This is a genomic window from Streptococcus infantis, from assembly GCF_047464215.1.
Taxonomy (GTDB): domain Bacteria; phylum Bacillota; class Bacilli; order Lactobacillales; family Streptococcaceae; genus Streptococcus; species Streptococcus infantis_P.
Window position 1 is genome coordinate 1 of record NZ_JASHCG010000019.1, and the last position, 16,488, is coordinate 16,488.

Genomic DNA, 16,488 nt, shown 5'->3' on the forward strand with positions numbered 1-16,488 from the left:
GCTTCTCTAAGCTATATCCTTGTTTTCTAAGTTCATAGACCTGAACTTTATCATCATAAGTTAATTTCATAATAAAAACACCCCAAAAGTTAGATTTTTTTCTGTCTAACTTTTGGGGTGCAGTTCAGAATAACCTTGATATTATGCGTTTTATTGTGGGAAAATTTACTTCGGTTGCTCCTGATACTCAATGAAAATCAAAGAACAAACTAGAAAGATAGCCGCAGGTCGCTCAAAGCACTGCTTTGAGGTTGTAGATAGAACTGACGAAGTCAGCTCAAAACACTGTTTTGAGGTTGTAAATAGAACTGACGAAGTCAGTAACATATATACGGTAAGGCGACGCTGACGTGGTTTGAAGAGATTTTAGAAGAGTATGAAATTAAGTTTTTGCCCAGACTCTTAATATAGACGTATTGGATTTTTGGATTTTTTAGAAAATTATGATAAAATAAAAAATATGAAAATGGGGATTCCTCATGCCTAGTTTAACTAGGAAACAAAATAGAAATTAGGTAGCTAGATGTCATCAAAAGTTATTGTTACAATTTTCGGTGCAAGTGGGGATTTGGCCAAACGTAAGCTCTACCCTTCACTTTTTAGACTTTATAAATCAGGTAATCTTTCTGATCATTTTGCTGTTATTGGAACTGCTCGTAGACCTTGGAGTAAGGAGTATTTCGAATCTGTCGTTGTCGAATCTATTTTAGACTTGGCAGATAGTGTGGAAGAAGCTCAAGCATTTGCGAGTCATTTTTACTATCAAAGCCACGATGTTAATGATACTGAGCACTACATCGAACTACGCAAGCTTCAGGCTGAATTAAACGAAAAATATCAGACTGAGCACAACAAACTCTTCTTCCTCTCAATGGCACCTCAGTTCTTTGGTACCATCGCCAAACACCTCAAATCAGAGCAGATTGTTGACGGTAAAGGCTTTGAACGTTTGATCGTTGAGAAACCTTTTGGAACAGACTATGAGACTGCAAGCAAACTAAACGAAGAACTCCTAGCTACTTTTAACGAAGAGCAAATCTATCGTATCGACCACTATCTCGGTAAGGAAATGATTCAAAGTATTTTTGCCATTCGCTTTGCCAATATGATTTTTGAAAATGTTTGGAATCGTGAGCACATCGATAACGTACAGATTACCTTTGCAGAGCGTCTCGGTGTTGAAGAACGTGGTGGCTACTATGATGAGTCTGGTGCCCTTCGAGACATGGTTCAAAACCACACTCTCCAACTTCTGTCACTCCTTGCTATGGACAAGCCAGCAAGCTTTACCAAGGATGACATTCGCGCAGAGAAAATCAAAGTCTTTAAAAATCTTTACCACCCTACAGATGAGGAACTCAAAGAGCAATTCATCCGTGGTCAATATCGTTCTGGTAAAGTTGATGGCATGAAATACATCTCTTACCGTAGTGAACCAAATGTTAACCCTGAATCTATGACAGAAACCTTTGCATCAGGTGCCTTCTTTGTAAATACTGATCGCTTCCGTGATGTACCTTTCTTCTTCCGTACAGGGAAACGCCTCACCGAAAAAGGAACACACGTGAACATTGTCTTCAAGCAAATGGATTCCATTTTCGGAGAGCCACTAGCACCGAATGTGCTTACTATCTACATCCAACCAACTGAAGGATTCTCTCTCAGTCTTAACGGTAAAAAGGTCGGAGAAGAGTTTAGCCTTGCGCCAAATTCTCTTGACTATCGAACAGATGCGACTGCTACAGGTGCTTCACCAGATCCATATGAAAAACTCATCTATGATGTTTTGAACAATAATTCAACTAACTTTAGCCATTGGGATGAAGTGAGTGCCTCATGGAAATTGATTGACCGTATTGAAAAGCTTTGGGCTGAAAACGGTGCTCCACTCCATGACTACAAGGCTGGTAGCATGGGACCTCAAGCTAGCTTTGAACTCCTTGAAAAATACGGAGCTGAGTGGACTTGGCAACCAGATATCGCCTATCGTAAGGATGGTCGATTAGAATAATCAAAAACAATCCTGCAAGAATTCTTGCAGGATTTTCTTTTATATCAAACCTTCTAGAAGGCCTTTCATAAAGTTCTCAGAATTGAATTCACCGATATCATCGATTTTTTCACCAAAACCAATTAACTTAACAGGGATATTCAGTTCTTCACGAATAGCAAGAACGACACCACCTCGGGCAGTTCCATCAATTTTGGTTAAGACAATTCCTGTAACAGGCGTAATTTTTGAAAACTCTTTGGCTTGTACAAGAGCGTTTTGTCCTGTTGAGGCATCCAGAGCTAGGAAGGTTTCATGTGGAGCTTCTGGAACGACACGTTTAATGATGCGACCAATTTTTTCCAACTCTGCCATCAAGTTTTCCTTGTTTTGTAAACGGCCAGCTGTATCAATCATGAGAATATCAACACCTTCTGCTACTGCTCGTTCCATCCCATCAAAGACAACACTGGCTGGATCAGCTTTTTCTGGTCCTGTAACCACTGGAACATCCACACGACGTCCCCATTCAGCTAATTGAGCAACTGCACCAGCACGGAAGGTGTCTGCAGCAACCAGCATGACTTTCTTGCCAGCTTGTTTGTAACGGTGAGCAAGCTTACCAATAGATGTTGTTTTGCCGACTCCATTGACACCTACAAAGAGCATAACTGTCAAACCATCTTGGAAGTTAATGCTTTCATTGTATTGTCCATCTTTTTCGTAGAGCTCTACCAATTTTTCAATGATCACACGACGGAGGGCATCTGGTTTCTTGGCGTTTTCAAGTTTAGCTTCGTAACGTAGCTCTTCTGTTAAGTTTGAAGCTACCTGTACACCAACGTCACTCATGATTAAGAGTTCTTCTAGTTCTTCGAAGAATTCTTCATCAACAGAGCGGAAGTTAGCAAAGAAGGCATTCAAACGAGCACCAAATCCCGTACGAGTTTTCTTGAGACTACGGTCATATTTTTCCTGTACAGTCTCTTGGACTTGAGGAATTTCTTCGATTACTAGATCTTCTTCCACTTCTTGAGAAGTGTCTGCTTCCGTTTCGTCTGATTGAGCTTGATTAGCTTCTTCATCGTCGCTATCACTTGAAGGTACTTCTTCGACTGGTGACTCAGGTTCTTCTGCAACAAATTCCACTACTTCTCGAGAGCTGGCTTCTGTTGATTCTGACTCTTCCTGACAACAATGACACTCAGTTTCTTTTTCAAGCTGAATTTCTTCCTGAGGAGTTGCTATTGCTTCAACTGTTTCTAGAGTAGTTTCTGCTACTGGTTCTGCAGACTCACTAGCTTCTTTAGAATAAGTTTCCTCAACTTCTGAACTATGATCGATTTCCTCAGTATTTTTCACTTCAACTTCTTCAGTTACAAGTGCTACAACTTCCTCGCTAGATTCTGTCAGATCCAAGTTTTCCAAAGCTTCTTTAACAACTTCTTCGATTTTTGGTTCTTCTTTTCTCCCAAATAAACGGTCAAATAATCCCATTCTTTAGTTCTCCTTCAGTACATATTTTTCAATGGCCCAGGCAACAGCTTCCTCGTCATTGGTCATTGGTGTTACCACATTTGCCACCGCCTTAACTGCCGGCACAGCATTTTGCATGGCAACGCCAAGTCCTGCCCATTCAATCATGGAAAGGTCATTGGCCTCATCTCCACAAGCCATCACCTGACTTTGGTCAATTCCTAGGTGGTCGATCAATTTAGCTAGTCCAGTAGCCTTATGAACGTTCTTTGGTGACCATTCCAAAAGCATGTCGCGAGATTTAAAAATTTCATAATTGTTAAACAAGTCTGGAGAAATATTAGCAATTGCGGCATCCAGTGGTTCTTGGGCAAAGGCTGTCACACATTTGTTGTAGGTCATCTGACTAGACAAATCTTCAAAGTCAATTGGAACAAAAGTCAGAGCAGGATTAAATTTAGCATACAGACTCTCTTGATCCGATTGGATTTGGTAAACGGTTCCTTCTGAAATGGCATCTAAAGGAATGCCTAGTTTTTCAGTTTCCTCATAAATGCGTGTCACATCATCGATTGAAAAGACTGTCTTATCAAGGATTTCACCCGTATTTTTCTGAACCAAGCCTCCATTAAAGGTGATAGTATACTCATCATCATGGCCGTCTGTCCCTAGCTCTTTGAGGAAGAAATCCATGGCCTTGAGGGGACGTCCAGTTGTCAATACCACTTTGACTCCCTGATCACGCGCAGCCTTTAAAGTTGCCTTGGTACGATCCGTTAATTTCTTGTCTGTCGTCAGCAAGGTTCCATCTAAGTCCAAAGCAATTAATTTAATATCTGCCATTACAATTCCTCCATATAAGCAATAACTGATTGGTCCTTGTGGTGTCCAATAATTGTTTCAGCAAGTTCTAAAATCTCTGGACGAGCATTTTCAGGTGCTACTGGATGCCCAACCACTTGCATCATGTGAAGATCATTTAGATTATCACCAAAGGCCATCACTTGATCCATATCCAGATTTAATTTCTTAGCCAATTCGACAATAGCGACTCCCTTATCAACATGGTCTAAAACGATATCAATGGATTCAAAGCCTGTCGTCATAGCCTTGACCCCAGGAACATGTTCATTGACCCAAGATTCTCCAGCGTCAACCGTTTCTTCAGTGAAGTTAGTTGTGAATTTGAAAATCTCATCGGTAATATCTTCAAGACAAGCTACTTTTTTGATATTCTCATTATAATGATGACTAAACATGAGATAGGTTTCATCTACTGTGTCTAATACATAGCAAGCCTCTTTACCAGTCAAGAGCATCTTTTTCTCATCAAAATAAGGTGAAGTTTTTAGTTTTTCAAATGTTAATAGGTAAAAATCACGAGGCATGGTTGCTTCATAAAGGTCCTCTCCATGGAAACGAACGAGACTCCCATTTTCAGCAATGAAAATAATCTCATCTTTAACATCCGCAAAATGCTTTTCAAGTGACAAAAGCCCACGACCTGAGGCAACAGCAAAGTAAATTCCTTTTTCTTGATAAGAATGGAGCAACTTTTTCAGACGCTCCATATCAAATTGACCGGCACCATCCAAAAAAGTACCGTCCATATCCGTTGCTACTAATTTAATCATAAAATTCTTCATACTCCAATTAATAAATCTACCTTCTATTATACCATAGAAAAAGTAAAAAAAGACGTGCTGAATTGACACGTCTTTGTCTTCTATAAATAATCCCGTAGGGCCAATTTAAAGGCCAGGCTGATTTGCTTACCTTCTTTTATATCCAACCTCTCAACACTTTTCTTCCAAAGTTCTTGATTGAAGTCTATTCTGAGAGTTCATCAGCTATTGCGTAAAAATTATCAATCTTTGGCTGAGATACATTTGTCACAATCATAAATAGCATATAGTTCTTGACATATAATCTTGCATATGAAAAAATACTTGTTGGAGGTTAATAATATGACTGAAAAAATCAAAAACTGGGTTAATATTTGCGTTTTGAAAAATCAAGAAATTTTATTACTTAATAGACAGCACGATAATTTTCCTGGTTGGATTCCACCGGGGGGAAAAGTTGAATTCCCTGAAAGTTTTTTTGAAGCCGCATTACGGGAACTTAAGGAAGAGACTGGACTCACTGCATTAAATCTTGAATTAAAAGGAATTTCAGGCTTTACTAATTCAATTGGTAATGAGAGATTTGTCTTCTATGACTTTTTATGTACTCAGTTTACTGGTGAACTAAGTACATCTGCTGAAGGTGAGCCAAAATGGTGGAATCTAAAAGATATTGATAAAATACCAATGCAAGATGAAATAAGAAAAAGGCTACCACTTTATTTAAGAAAAGGAAGCTTTGAAACTATTAACTATTGGGATGATAATAAGAAATGCATTAGTGAAAACAAAACAATTTTATTTGACTAATATTCTCTACGGTATAATCAAGGGTATCTAATAAAAATCATCTACTCTAACAACTTTTTCCTTATAGCTATAGATAGCTAAAAAGCCTTGGAAACAGCTTATTCCAAGGCTTTCTCTATATTTAGAGCCAGTCGTTATTAAAAATATAAGCCCTTTTCCACACTTTCCTGAATCAAGTCTTCCGTCAGTTTCCATAATTCTTCTGATTCACTTTTTATGAACTTTTTCTTTTCTAATACCATGTCTGCACTGATATTATCAGGATTATAATTGAATTCTGACACTTCTAAGTGATTTATCAGTGGTACCAATGCATCGATCACTCTTGCATATCTTGCTTCAGCACTCTGCCCTTTTTCAAATTCCAACCACAAATTTTTCATTTGTAAATATTTTTCTTCTGGAAGTATACTCATTGTTTTTTCTATAGATGCTAGTTCTCTATCATGAGAATGAAGCTTTTTTTCATCATCAAAAACCCAAGTATCTCCGGCATAAATCTCACCTAAATCATGAATCAATAACATAGAAATGACCTTCTCCATATTCAATTTTTCAGGATAATAATCTTGAAGAACCATCGCAGCTATGGCACCCTGCCAGGAATGCTCGGCACTATTTTCAAATCTGCCATCAAGAGTTCTATTAAATCTTATCACTGACTTTAATTTCTCTATTTCTTTAATAAAATCAACTGAATGTTTCAAATTACTCATTGCTATTCCTACCTTATTCGAAATTACAAATATAATAGCAAAATTTAATCTTTACATCATTAATTTCCCGTATTTGCAAAAAAATAACGCCTAATCCATACGAGATTAGACGCTGATAAAATGACTATTTTAAACTTATTTATAGGTTTAGAATCAAGCTTCCAGCCATTCATCAATTCAAGGTTCTCTTATCCATATTTGGCAAAGAGAGTCGGAATTTAATGATGCAGAGTCGAATCACAAAACCAACAATAGAAACAATGATAAAGGCAGTAATTCTAGGAAAATGAAGAACAAATGCTAGCCAGTAATAAATAACTCCAATTACGAAAGATAGTAGGGCATAGATGTCCTCTTTTAGAACACTTGGGACTTCATTAATCAAGAGATCTCGGATGATACCCCCACCTGCTCCCGTTAAACAGGCCAAAATCCCTGCAGACATCAAGTTCAATTTACTATCAGCTAAGGCTGTAGCCCCAATTAAGGAGAAGATAATCAAGCCAATGGAGTCAAAGATGAGATAGGCTTCTCTAAGCCACTTGTAGAATTTTTTTTCTTGACTAGCATTGGCTTGTTTGGATGTCACAAAGGCATACATAATCACAGCCACTAGTATTGCAAGATAAATCGGGCTAGGATCTGCTAGAGAAGCAGGAAATCGACTGATAATAGAATCTCTTAAAATTCCTCCTCCTACTGCCGTTACAATTGCCAATAAACTAATTCCAAAAATATCTAATCGTTTACCAAACCCTTTGATGGCTCCTGATGCAGCGAAGGCTATTGTCCCAATATAATTACAGATCATTAGGAATAGGTCAAAATCCATGTAAGCTCCTCAATTTATTTTTGTAACCTTTCTGACTTCTTGAAGGTCATTCTACATGCTCTAGTTTGAAATTATATATTGAAAACAAACTAAGCATCCATATTCTCTAAATCTTTTAGTTTAACAGAGACAATCTTAGAAACACCAGATTCTTGCATAGTTACTCCATAAATAGAGTCTGCGGCTGCCATGGTTCCCTTACGGTGGGTAACAACGATAAACTGGCTATCCTTGTCAAATCGGTTAAGATAATCCCCAAAGCGTTTAACGTTAGCTTCATCGAGTGCAGCCTCTACTTCATCCAAAATAACAAATGGAATGGTCTTGACACGAATGATTGAGAAGAGCAAAGCAAGAGCTGACAAGGCCTTCTCTCCACCACTCATGAGGTTGAGAGATTGGATTTTCTTACCAGGCGGTTGAACAGAGATTTCAACACCTGCTGTCAATAAATCTCCCTCGGTAAGGATTAGGTCCGCTTGACCACCTCCAAACATCTGCTTGAAGGTCACTTTGAAGGATTCACGAATAGCTTCAAAGGTTGATTTAAACCGTTCCTTCACTTCATCGTTCATCTCTGTAATGGTTTCAAGAAGTAAGTTTTTAGCAGAAAGAATATCATCTCGTTGAGTATTTAAGAACTCCAAACGTTCATGTACTTCATCAAACTGTTCAATGGCATCCAAATTAACCGGACCAAGTGAACGAATGGATTTTTCCAAATCCTTGACCTTTTGTTCAGCGACAGCCAAGTCTTCCAATTGGTTGGCTTGTTCTAATGCTTCTGTATAACTAATCTGGTATTCTTCAGTCAGTTGACCTTGAAGATAGCGAAGGCGGTCTGTGATTTTCTCTTTGGTCGCTTCTGCTCGTGTTTGCTTGCGAATCCATTCTTCATTTTGCTGACGAGCTTGTTCTAAATGACTAGCAATATCATCCAATTGACCTTCAATATCATCTAGTTCAAACTGCTTACGAATCAATCCTTGTTGAATTTCTTCCTTTTGACTCTTAGCTTCTGCTTCCTGCTTGGCTAAAAGTTCAGTATCAACTTTTTCAAGATTGTCTACTTTTTCTTGCAAAAGACGTTCAATCTCTTCTTGTTCAATATTGAGGTTCTCAAGTTCTTTATTGATCCGTTCAATATCTGAAACTTCATAACGCTTTTGACCTAACATTTCTGTTTTACGAAGACGCTCTTGGGAAAGTTTTTCCTGTAAGTTTTGATAGCGTTCCTGAATAGCATTTTTATTGAACTTGATTTCTTCAATCTCAGATTCCAGCTTTTGCTTTTCGGTGGCAATAACTGCGAGACGTTCTTGGCATTTTTCTTTTTCAGCTTGCCAATCTCCACCTCTGAGATTGTTTAATTCTTGCTCCTGAAGTTTCAAGAGTGTCTCAAGTTCTTCAACTTGCTGGCATGTTTGTTGATAAGCAAGATACAAGCCTTGCTCTTCTATACGAGCTTGTTCCCCTTTGGACTTAATAGTCTCCAAAGTTTGACTAAGTTCGTTCAAGGATTCTTGAACTGACTTCAGATTTTCTTCCTCTTGATGCAGAAGCTTTTCTTCTTGAGCAATCTCTTTTTGCAACTGCTCCAATTCAGGCTTGATGAAAATGCTGTTATTTTGACGATTAGCACCACCAGCATAAGAACCACCTGTTCGCAATTCTGTACCATCTAGGGTTACCATGCGAACTTGATAACGCACCTTACGAGCTGCATCACGCGCATGTTCCACTGTATCAAAGATGGCTGTCGTAGCTAGCAAGTTTTTAAAGATAGCTTCATGTTTGGCATCAAAAGTAACTAACTCGTCAGCCATACCAAGAAAGCCTGGACTTGAGGCAATCACATCTTGGTTTTGACCTGAAATACTACGTGCCTTAATGGTTGTCAAAGGTAGGAAAGTCGCACGACCAGCTCGATTTCTCTTAAGAAAATCGATGGCCTTTGTTGCTGCCTGTTCATCTTCAACGATGATGTGTTGGCTACTTGCACCGAGAGCAATCTCAAGGGCTGTCTGATAATGAACGTCAAAGGTTAAATGTTCACTGACTGCTCCGATAATACCACCCAAGCGATTTTTTTCTTGTAGTACACTCTTAACACCTGCATAAAAATTGCTATGGTTTTTAAGAATGTTCTCCAAACTTTTCGCCTTGGCCTGTTTGTTTTTCAGGCTATCCAAACGGTCAAAGAGTTGATTTTGTTGACTTTGATAAGCCTGCTTTTGTGCTTCTTCTTCTTTGGCACTGGTTTGATAGTCAGCAAGTAAGTTCTGTACTTCTTCTTTAGCTGATTTAAGGGCAAGCTCTTGCTCACTAGCCTTGGATTTGGCAGAAGCCAATTGTTCCTTCAAGGATTCTAATTGTTCTTCTTGCTTTTGAGTCTGTTGGCGACTATTTTCAAGGTCATTTTCAATCCGTGTCAATTGGTTAGAGACATCCGCTTCTTCCTGTAAGAAAGCCACGAAACGTTCACGCAATTGCTCAATCATTTGGTCTGGATCATCAGAAAAAGCTAATAATTCTGCTTCTAAACGATTGAGTTCCTTCGTATTGACCACTAAATTTTCTTCTAACTGACTGAGATTTGCTTCTTTTTCTTCCTTCTCTTGAATGAGGGCATTTCTCTTTTCATCCAAACTAGCCAAACGTACTTGAGCCTCTTGTTGATTGAGGGCAACCTGTTCAGTTTCTAGTTTTGATAAAGCTAACTTACGTTCTAAATCACTGATTAAACTAGTCAAATCCATCAAGCTTGACTGGTCTTTTGCCATCTCAGCTTGCAAATCATGACGTTTCTTTTTGAGAGTTTGATTTTCTTCTTCTAATTCTTGACGCTTTTGGTAATAACTAGTTAACAGTTCTTGGACTTGGTTTAATTCTTCTTCTGTTACATCCAATTCAGCCTTATTGGCCTGAATTTGTGCAACCAGAACATCCAAGTAGATGCCTTTACGCTGACTGTCCAAGTCCATAAATTTACGAGCTGTTGCTGCTTGCTTCTCTAAGGGCTTGATTTGATTATCTAACTCATAGATGATATCTTCCAAGCGGTCTAGATTATCTTGAGTTTGTTGCAGCTTACTTTCTGTTTCTTTGCGACGAGTTTTATACTTCAAAACTCCAGCAGCTTCTTCAAAAATAGCGCGGCGTTCCTCAGGCTTAGAGTTAAAGATTTCTTCAACCTTCCCTTGGGAAATAATAGAGAAGGAATCACGTCCAAGTCCAGTATCTAAGAAGAGGTCATGAATATCACGAAGACGAACTTTTTTACCATCAATCTTATACTCACTATCTCCAGTACGATAGATATGACGTTCAACTTTGATTTCCTGGCCTGCATCCTTGATAAAGCCATCTTGGTTATCCAAAGTAACAATAACAGAAGCGTAGTTTAGAGGCTTCCGACTTTCTGTTCCAGCAAAGATGACATCTGGCATCTTGCCACCACGCAGACTTTTCACACTAGATTCACCTAGTGCCCAACGGAGGCTTTCAGTGATATTTGATTTCCCAGAGCCATTTGGTCCTACAACCGCCGTCACCCCTTGGTCAAAAAGAACCTTGGTCTTGTCAGCAAAGGACTTAAACCCTTGGATCTCAATTTCCTTTAAATACATGAATCCAGCCCTTTCTCAACTGCATTTTTAGCGGCTTCCTGCTCGGCCAATTTTTTAGAGCGTCCTTTACCTGAACCTAGACTTTGTCCCTCAACAAGGACTTCAACCTCAAACATCTTATCATGGGCTGGTCCAATCTCTGAAATCACCTGATAACGAATATCAACATCTCCATTAACTTGGAGCAATTCTTGCAGGTGAGTCTTATAATCCTTGATCATCTCAAAATCGCCAGCTTCAACCTTTGGAATCATGACTTGGTAGATAAAGGTTTTTACAGTCTTTATATCCTTGTCTAAAAGGAGCGCACCTAAAAAGGCTTCAAAGGCGTCGCCCAAGATCGTGTCTCGGTTACGACCACCAGACTTTTCCTCCCCTTTACCAAGCTTGATAAACTGGTCAAACTGACAATCACGGGCAAAACCAGCCAAACTTTCTTCTCGTACAATCATAGCACGGAGTTTAGACAAGTCCCCTTCTGGTTTTTTAGGGTATTTTTTAAACAGATATTCTGAAATCAATAATTGCAGAACAGCGTCTCCTAAAAATTCCAAGCGTTCGTTGTGTGAAATTTTTAAGAGGCGGTGCTCATTGGCATAACTGGTATGGGTAAAAGCTGTTTCAAGTAAGCTTTTATCTGTAAAAACAAGCTCAAAACGGTCTTGTAACACTGATTCTAATTCTTTCATGACTACCTCTTTCTAAATCATTATAATCCTATCCATTATATCAAAAAAAGGCTTCATAGTCAGAAAAGAACAGTGAAAAGCTCATTTTCTAACTTCTAGCTAAAATCAGCCCCCAGCTAGCGAATTAGGCTTTTTTTTGGTATAATAAATCTTATGGAAATTGAAAAAACCAATCGAATGAATGCTCTGTTTGAATTTTATGCAGCCCTTTTGACCGATAAGCAGATGAACTATATCGAACTCTACTATGCAGACGACTATAGTTTAGCTGAAATCGCTGAAGAATTCGGTGTCAGTCGCCAGGCCGTTTATGATAATATCAAACGAACTGAAAAGATTCTGGAAGACTATGAGATGAAGCTCCATATGTACTCTGACTACATTGTCCGCAGTCAGATTTTTGACCAGATTTTGGAGCGTTATCCAGAGGATGCTTTTCTGCAAGAGCAAATTGAGATTTTGACCAGTATTGATAATAGGGAGTAATCATGGAAAATCTTGTTGTCTATAAAGGAATCCCTTGCAAACTATTAGCTGCAGAGAAACCATTTCCTACAAGACTACAAATTCTCTCACCTGATTCTATTCCTCAAGCCCTTAAAGAAGGATTTAGCTGTTGGGGATATCCAAATGAAATCATGAAAGAAGTCACACCCGAAGAACTAGAGTGTTTGCAACATTTCGGACGATTTCCACTGAATTGAAAAAATAGGAGAAAATAATGGCATTTGAAAATTTAACAGAACGTTTGCAGAACGTCTTTAAAAACCTACGTAAAAAAGGAAAAATCACAGAGAGTGATATCCAAGAAGCAACCAAAGAAATTCGTCTGGCTCTTTTAGAAGCCGACGTTGCTTTACCAGTTGTCAAGGATTTTATCAAGAAGGTTCGTGAACGTGCCATTGGGCATGAAGTCATTGATACCCTTAATCCAGCCCAACAAATCATCAAGATTGTCAATGAAGAATTGACAGCAGTCCTTGGTTCAGACACAGCTGAGATTATCAAGTCCCCAAAAATCCCGACCATTATCATGATGGTTGGTTTGCAGGGGGCTGGTAAAACAACTTTTGCAGGTAAACTTGCTAACAAACTTAAAAAGGAAGAGGATGCTCGTCCTTTGATGATTGCGGCCGATATCTATCGTCCTGCTGCTATCGACCAATTGAAAACACTGGGACAACAAATTGATGTGCCTGTATTTGCTCTTGGTACTGAAGTTCCTGCAGTTGAGATTGTTCGCCAAGGTTTGGAGCAAGCTAAAGCTAACCATAACGACTATGTTTTGATCGATACGGCAGGTCGTTTGCAAATTGATGAGCTTCTCATGAATGAGCTTCGTGACGTGAAAGCATTGGCTCAACCAAATGAAATTCTGCTCGTCGTTGATGCCATGATTGGTCAGGAAGCGGCAAATGTTGCGCGTGAATTTAACGCTCAATTAGAAGTTACTGGTGTCATCCTTACCAAGATTGATGGTGATACTCGTGGTGGTGCTGCCCTTTCTGTTCGCCACATCACTGGAAAACCAATCAAATTCACTGGTACAGGTGAAAAGATTACTGACATTGAAACCTTCCACCCTGACCGTATGGCCAGCCGTATTCTCGGTATGGGAGATATGCTAACTCTGATCGAGAAAGCTTCCCAAGAATACGATGAGCAAAAAGCACTTGAAATGGCTGAAAAGATGCGTGAAAACACCTTTGATTTCAACGATTTCATCGATCAGTTGGATCAGGTGCAAAATATGGGTCCAATGGAAGATTTGCTCAAGATGATTCCTGGCATGGCCAACAATCCTGCCCTTCAAAATATGAAGGTGGATGAAAAACAAATCGCTCGCAAACGTGCCATTGTTTCATCTATGACTCCTGAAGAACGTGAAAATCCAGATTTGCTCACTCCAAGCCGCCGTCGTCGTATCGCTGCTGGTTCTGGGAATACCTTTATCGAAGTCAATAAGTTCATCAAGGACTTTAACCAAGCCAAACAACTCATGCAAGGTGTCATGTCTGGTGACATGAACAAGATGATGAAGCAAATGGGCATCAACCCTAACAATCTTCCTAAAAATATGCCTGGTGGCATGGATATGTCAGCCCTTGAAGGTATGATGGGACAAGGTGGTATGCCTGACCTTTCAGCTCTTGGTGGAGCAGGAATGCCTGATATGAGCCAGATGTTTGGTGGAGGTCTCAAGGGTAAAATCGGTGAATTTGCTATGAAGCAATCCATGAAACGCATGGCCAATAAAATGAAAAAAGCTAAGAAAAAACGCAAATAAAAAGGAGAGTGGGACAGAAATCGGTAATTCGTTAGAATTCGATTTCGTCGTCCCACCTCCGCACAGTTGAGTAGGGCTGTAAAAGCTGATGAAATCAGCGTAGTAGAGCTCACTCAACCACTGCGTCTTGATCGACAATCCAAAGATAATTGAGAGGCTAGGACATTTGTCCCAGCCTCTTTTTTAGTTATTTCGAAGTTTTTCCAAAGTCTCTTTAAAGATATCTGGGATATCAGCAGTAAATTCCATAGTTTCCCCTGTTCTTGGATGGGTAAATCCAAGAGTCTTGGCATGGAGAAATTGCCCATGTCCTTTCAAGGTTTTACGAGGGCCATAAACCTCATCACCAGCGACTGGATGACCGATATAAGCCATGTGCACACGGATTTGATGAGTCCGCCCTGTTTCCAGTTGCAATTCCAGCAAAGTATAATCACCAAAGCGTTCCAAGACTTGGAAACGTGTCACTGCTGGTTTGCCTTTAGCAGTCACAGCTTGTTTCTTACGGTCTTTTTCGCTACGTCCAATTGGTGCTTCAATGACTCCACGGTCATTTGGAAGATTACCATGAACAATAGCCCAATATTTACGAAGAGACTTCTTGTCCTTCAATTCTTGAGCCAATGCTAAGTGTGCTTCATCATTTTTAGCAATCATCAAGAGTCCAGATGTATCTTTATCAATACGATGAACAATCCCTGGACGCAAGACACCATTGATGCCTGATAGGTCCTTGATGTAGTACATAAGGGCGTTAACCAAGGTACCACTGGTATGTCCAGCACTTGGATGAACAACCATCCCTTGAGGTTTATTGACTACCGCGACATCCTCATCTTGATAAATGATTTCTAGAGGAATATCTTCAGCTACATACTCCAAAACTTCTGGTTCTGGCACCTGATAAGTAACAACATCGCCCTCTTGGACCGTATACTTTGCTTTTTTGATCTGACCATTGACCAAGACTTGGCCTGATTTAATTTGTTCATTGGCGAGACTACGGGACAATTCTGTCAAATCTGACAAAGCCTTGTCTAAGCGTAGTCCGCCTCTTTCAATTTTAATTTCCATTCATTTCCTCTTTTAGCATTGCAATCAATAATACAATCACTCCAACAGTCAGATAGCTATCTGCAACATTGAAAATTGCAAAATTAATAAAGTCAAGGTGGAACATATCCACAACAAAGCCTTGACTGACCCTGTCAATAAAGTTTCCAAGACCACCTGCAATGATTAATGTCAAGCCCAAGACCATCCAGAATGAGTCCTCCATGTGTTTATGGAGATACCAAATGGCACCTACCACGACGACCAGGGTAATGACAGCGAATAACAACTGCTGATCTTGTAAGATAGAAAAGGCTGCCCCCCTATTTTGCAGATAGGTCAAACTGACCAGATTTGGGATCCATGATTTAATTTCACCAAGAGAAATATTCTGAACGACGTAAGATTTTACCAATTGATCTAACACTATTAAGATTGCTATGACTCCTGCTACTATTCCTCTTTTTTTCATGCTTTCCTCTTCTGATCAAAATACTCTTGCATAACCTCTACAAATAAAGTCCCTGCTTGGCTCAAGTCTACTTCCTCACGCTTGACATAAACCATGCGATTATTGAGATTATCATTTAGCGGAATAACGGTGATCCCGTTCACACTATTGCTATCTAAGAATCCAGATCCAGTCGCATAAGCATTTGTTCTTTCAAGAATCCCATTTAAGGTAGCGCGGTCAGTTACGTTAAACATTTGAGAGCTAGCACTTGTATCTACAAAGTTCTCTGAGTAATAAAGATACTCATCCTTTTCTTGCGTGAATCGAACTGTTGGTAAATCTGCCAAATCCTCCATAACCAACTCTTTTTTCTTGGCTAAAGGATGTCCTTCACGCAGATAGATATGCGTCTGGAAAGAAATCAACTCAATCACTTCAAGACCTAGCTTTTCAACCCGTTGCATGATTCCTTTTTGGTTTTGATTATTAAGGTAGATAATTCCAATCTCACTATGTCCTTGGGCTACTTCATCCAAAATCTGAACAGTTGTAGATTCAAAAATACGAAAATTCTTATAGTCAGGATACTGTTGCGAAAAAGCTGTAATGGTTGGTGGCAAGAAATCATAGTGCTGGCTGGCTATTGAAAACTCATCTTTCTCCTCTTCAGGATTGGCATACTGATTTTGGAAAACATCAAATCCTTTAACCAACTCTTGTGCCTTTTCATAAAATTCCATCCCACGACGTGTAAGAAAAGTTCCTGAACTGGTTCTGCGGAAAATCTTAAAGCCAAGCTCTTTTTCCAAGTCTCTTACAGAAATAGATAGACTGGGTTGGCTAACGTACATCTTCTCAGCCGCTTCACGAAAAGTACCACTATTAGCAATAGCTACAACGTAGCGTAATTGTTGAATATTCATGATT

The 16,488-nt window shown here is 39.4% G+C and carries 15 protein-coding genes and 1 pseudogene; 5 read left to right on the top strand and 11 right to left on the bottom strand.

The window, feature by feature from the left end; genetic code table 11:
• A pseudogene (locus tag QM469_RS09395) lies at window positions 1-70 on the bottom strand (transposase); the annotation flags it as partial.
• Between the two features lie 453 nt (window positions 71-523).
• Between QM469_RS09395 and zwf the strand changes: the two are divergent.
• Window positions 524-2,011: a glucose-6-phosphate dehydrogenase gene (gene zwf / locus QM469_RS09400; RefSeq protein WP_315639273.1), complete on the top strand. Its 1,488-nt coding sequence runs from the start codon at window positions 524-526 to the stop codon at window positions 2,009-2,011.
• A gap of 39 nt (window positions 2,012-2,050) precedes the next feature.
• Here the strand turns inward: zwf and ftsY are convergent, their stop codons facing one another.
• Genes ftsY through QM469_RS09415 form a run of 3 tightly spaced genes read right to left on the bottom strand, consistent with a single transcriptional unit; the run spans window position 2,051 to window position 5,100 of the window.
• Window positions 2,051-3,487 carry a signal recognition particle-docking protein FtsY gene (gene ftsY, locus QM469_RS09405; RefSeq protein WP_414276661.1) on the bottom strand — a complete coding sequence of 479 codons (1,437 nt, stop codon included), beginning with the start codon at window positions 3,485-3,487 and terminating at the stop codon, window positions 2,051-2,053.
• A gap of 3 nt (window positions 3,488-3,490) precedes the next feature.
• Complete coding sequence (locus QM469_RS09410) at window positions 3,491-4,309, bottom strand: Cof-type HAD-IIB family hydrolase (RefSeq protein WP_414276662.1); 819 nt, start codon at window positions 4,307-4,309, stop codon at window positions 3,491-3,493.
• Entirely contained in the window at window positions 4,309-5,100 is a 792-nt protein-coding gene (locus QM469_RS09415) for a Cof-type HAD-IIB family hydrolase (protein ID WP_414276663.1), read from the bottom strand. The genes QM469_RS09410 and QM469_RS09415 overlap by 1 nt, the downstream gene beginning before the upstream one ends.
• Before the next feature lie 333 nt (window positions 5,101-5,433).
• Here QM469_RS09415 and QM469_RS09420 point away from each other — a divergent pair, with 333 nt between their 5' ends.
• Window positions 5,434-5,901 carry an 8-oxo-dGTP diphosphatase gene (locus QM469_RS09420; RefSeq protein ID WP_049548291.1) on the top strand — a complete coding sequence of 156 codons (468 nt, stop codon included), beginning with the start codon at window positions 5,434-5,436 and terminating at the stop codon, window positions 5,899-5,901.
• 137 nt (window positions 5,902-6,038) lie between these two features.
• Here QM469_RS09420 and QM469_RS09425 read toward each other — a convergent pair whose 3' ends face one another.
• From QM469_RS09425 to rnc, 4 genes are all read right to left on the bottom strand, one after another.
• Window positions 6,039-6,617: an HD domain-containing protein gene (locus QM469_RS09425; protein WP_414276664.1), complete on the bottom strand. Its 579-nt coding sequence runs from the start codon at window positions 6,615-6,617 to the stop codon at window positions 6,039-6,041.
• 172 nt (window positions 6,618-6,789) lie between these two features.
• On the bottom strand, window positions 6,790-7,449 hold the full coding sequence (locus QM469_RS09430) for a trimeric intracellular cation channel family protein (protein ID WP_414276665.1): 660 nt from the start codon (window positions 7,447-7,449) through the stop codon (window positions 6,790-6,792).
• Window positions 7,450-7,538: 89 nt separating this feature from the next.
• The gene (gene smc, locus QM469_RS09435) at window positions 7,539-11,078 is read right to left on the bottom strand and encodes a chromosome segregation protein SMC (protein WP_414276666.1); all 3,540 of its coding nucleotides are present in this window, start codon (window positions 11,076-11,078) and stop codon (window positions 7,539-7,541) included.
• Window positions 11,069-11,767, bottom strand: a complete 699-nt coding sequence (gene rnc / locus QM469_RS09440) for a ribonuclease III (RefSeq protein WP_000661075.1) — start codon at window positions 11,765-11,767, stop codon at window positions 11,069-11,071. The genes smc and rnc overlap by 10 nt, the downstream gene beginning before the upstream one ends.
• 153 nt (window positions 11,768-11,920) lie before the next feature.
• Here rnc and QM469_RS09445 point away from each other — a divergent pair, with 153 nt between their 5' ends.
• The 3 genes from QM469_RS09445 to ffh are packed head-to-tail and all read left to right on the top strand — an operon-like array spanning window position 11,921 to window position 14,054.
• A complete protein-coding gene (locus QM469_RS09445; protein WP_000402062.1) occupies window positions 11,921-12,253 on the top strand; it encodes a putative DNA-binding protein in 333 nt (110 codons plus the stop codon).
• A gap of 2 nt (window positions 12,254-12,255) precedes the next feature.
• Window positions 12,256-12,471 (top strand): 2-oxoglutarate:acceptor oxidoreductase, encoded by a 216-nt coding sequence (locus QM469_RS09450; RefSeq protein ID WP_371607650.1) that lies wholly within the window; start codon window positions 12,256-12,258, stop codon window positions 12,469-12,471.
• A gap of 17 nt (window positions 12,472-12,488) precedes the next feature.
• Complete coding sequence (gene ffh / locus QM469_RS09455; protein WP_414276667.1) at window positions 12,489-14,054, top strand: signal recognition particle protein; 1,566 nt, start codon at window positions 12,489-12,491, stop codon at window positions 14,052-14,054.
• 183 nt (window positions 14,055-14,237) lie between these two features.
• Here the strand turns inward: ffh and QM469_RS09460 are convergent, their stop codons facing one another.
• The 3 genes from QM469_RS09460 to QM469_RS09470 are packed head-to-tail and all read right to left on the bottom strand — an operon-like array spanning window position 14,238 to window position 16,484.
• Window positions 14,238-15,128: an RluA family pseudouridine synthase gene (locus QM469_RS09460; protein ID WP_414276668.1), complete on the bottom strand. Its 891-nt coding sequence runs from the start codon at window positions 15,126-15,128 to the stop codon at window positions 14,238-14,240.
• Complete coding sequence (gene lspA / locus QM469_RS09465; RefSeq protein ID WP_414276670.1) at window positions 15,118-15,579, bottom strand: signal peptidase II; 462 nt, start codon at window positions 15,577-15,579, stop codon at window positions 15,118-15,120. The genes QM469_RS09460 and lspA overlap by 11 nt, the downstream gene beginning before the upstream one ends.
• On the bottom strand, window positions 15,576-16,484 hold the full coding sequence (locus QM469_RS09470; protein WP_315639289.1) for a LysR family transcriptional regulator: 909 nt from the start codon (window positions 16,482-16,484) through the stop codon (window positions 15,576-15,578). Before QM469_RS09470 ends, lspA begins: the two co-directional genes overlap by 4 nt.
• Between the last annotated feature and the right edge of the window lie 4 nt (window positions 16,485-16,488).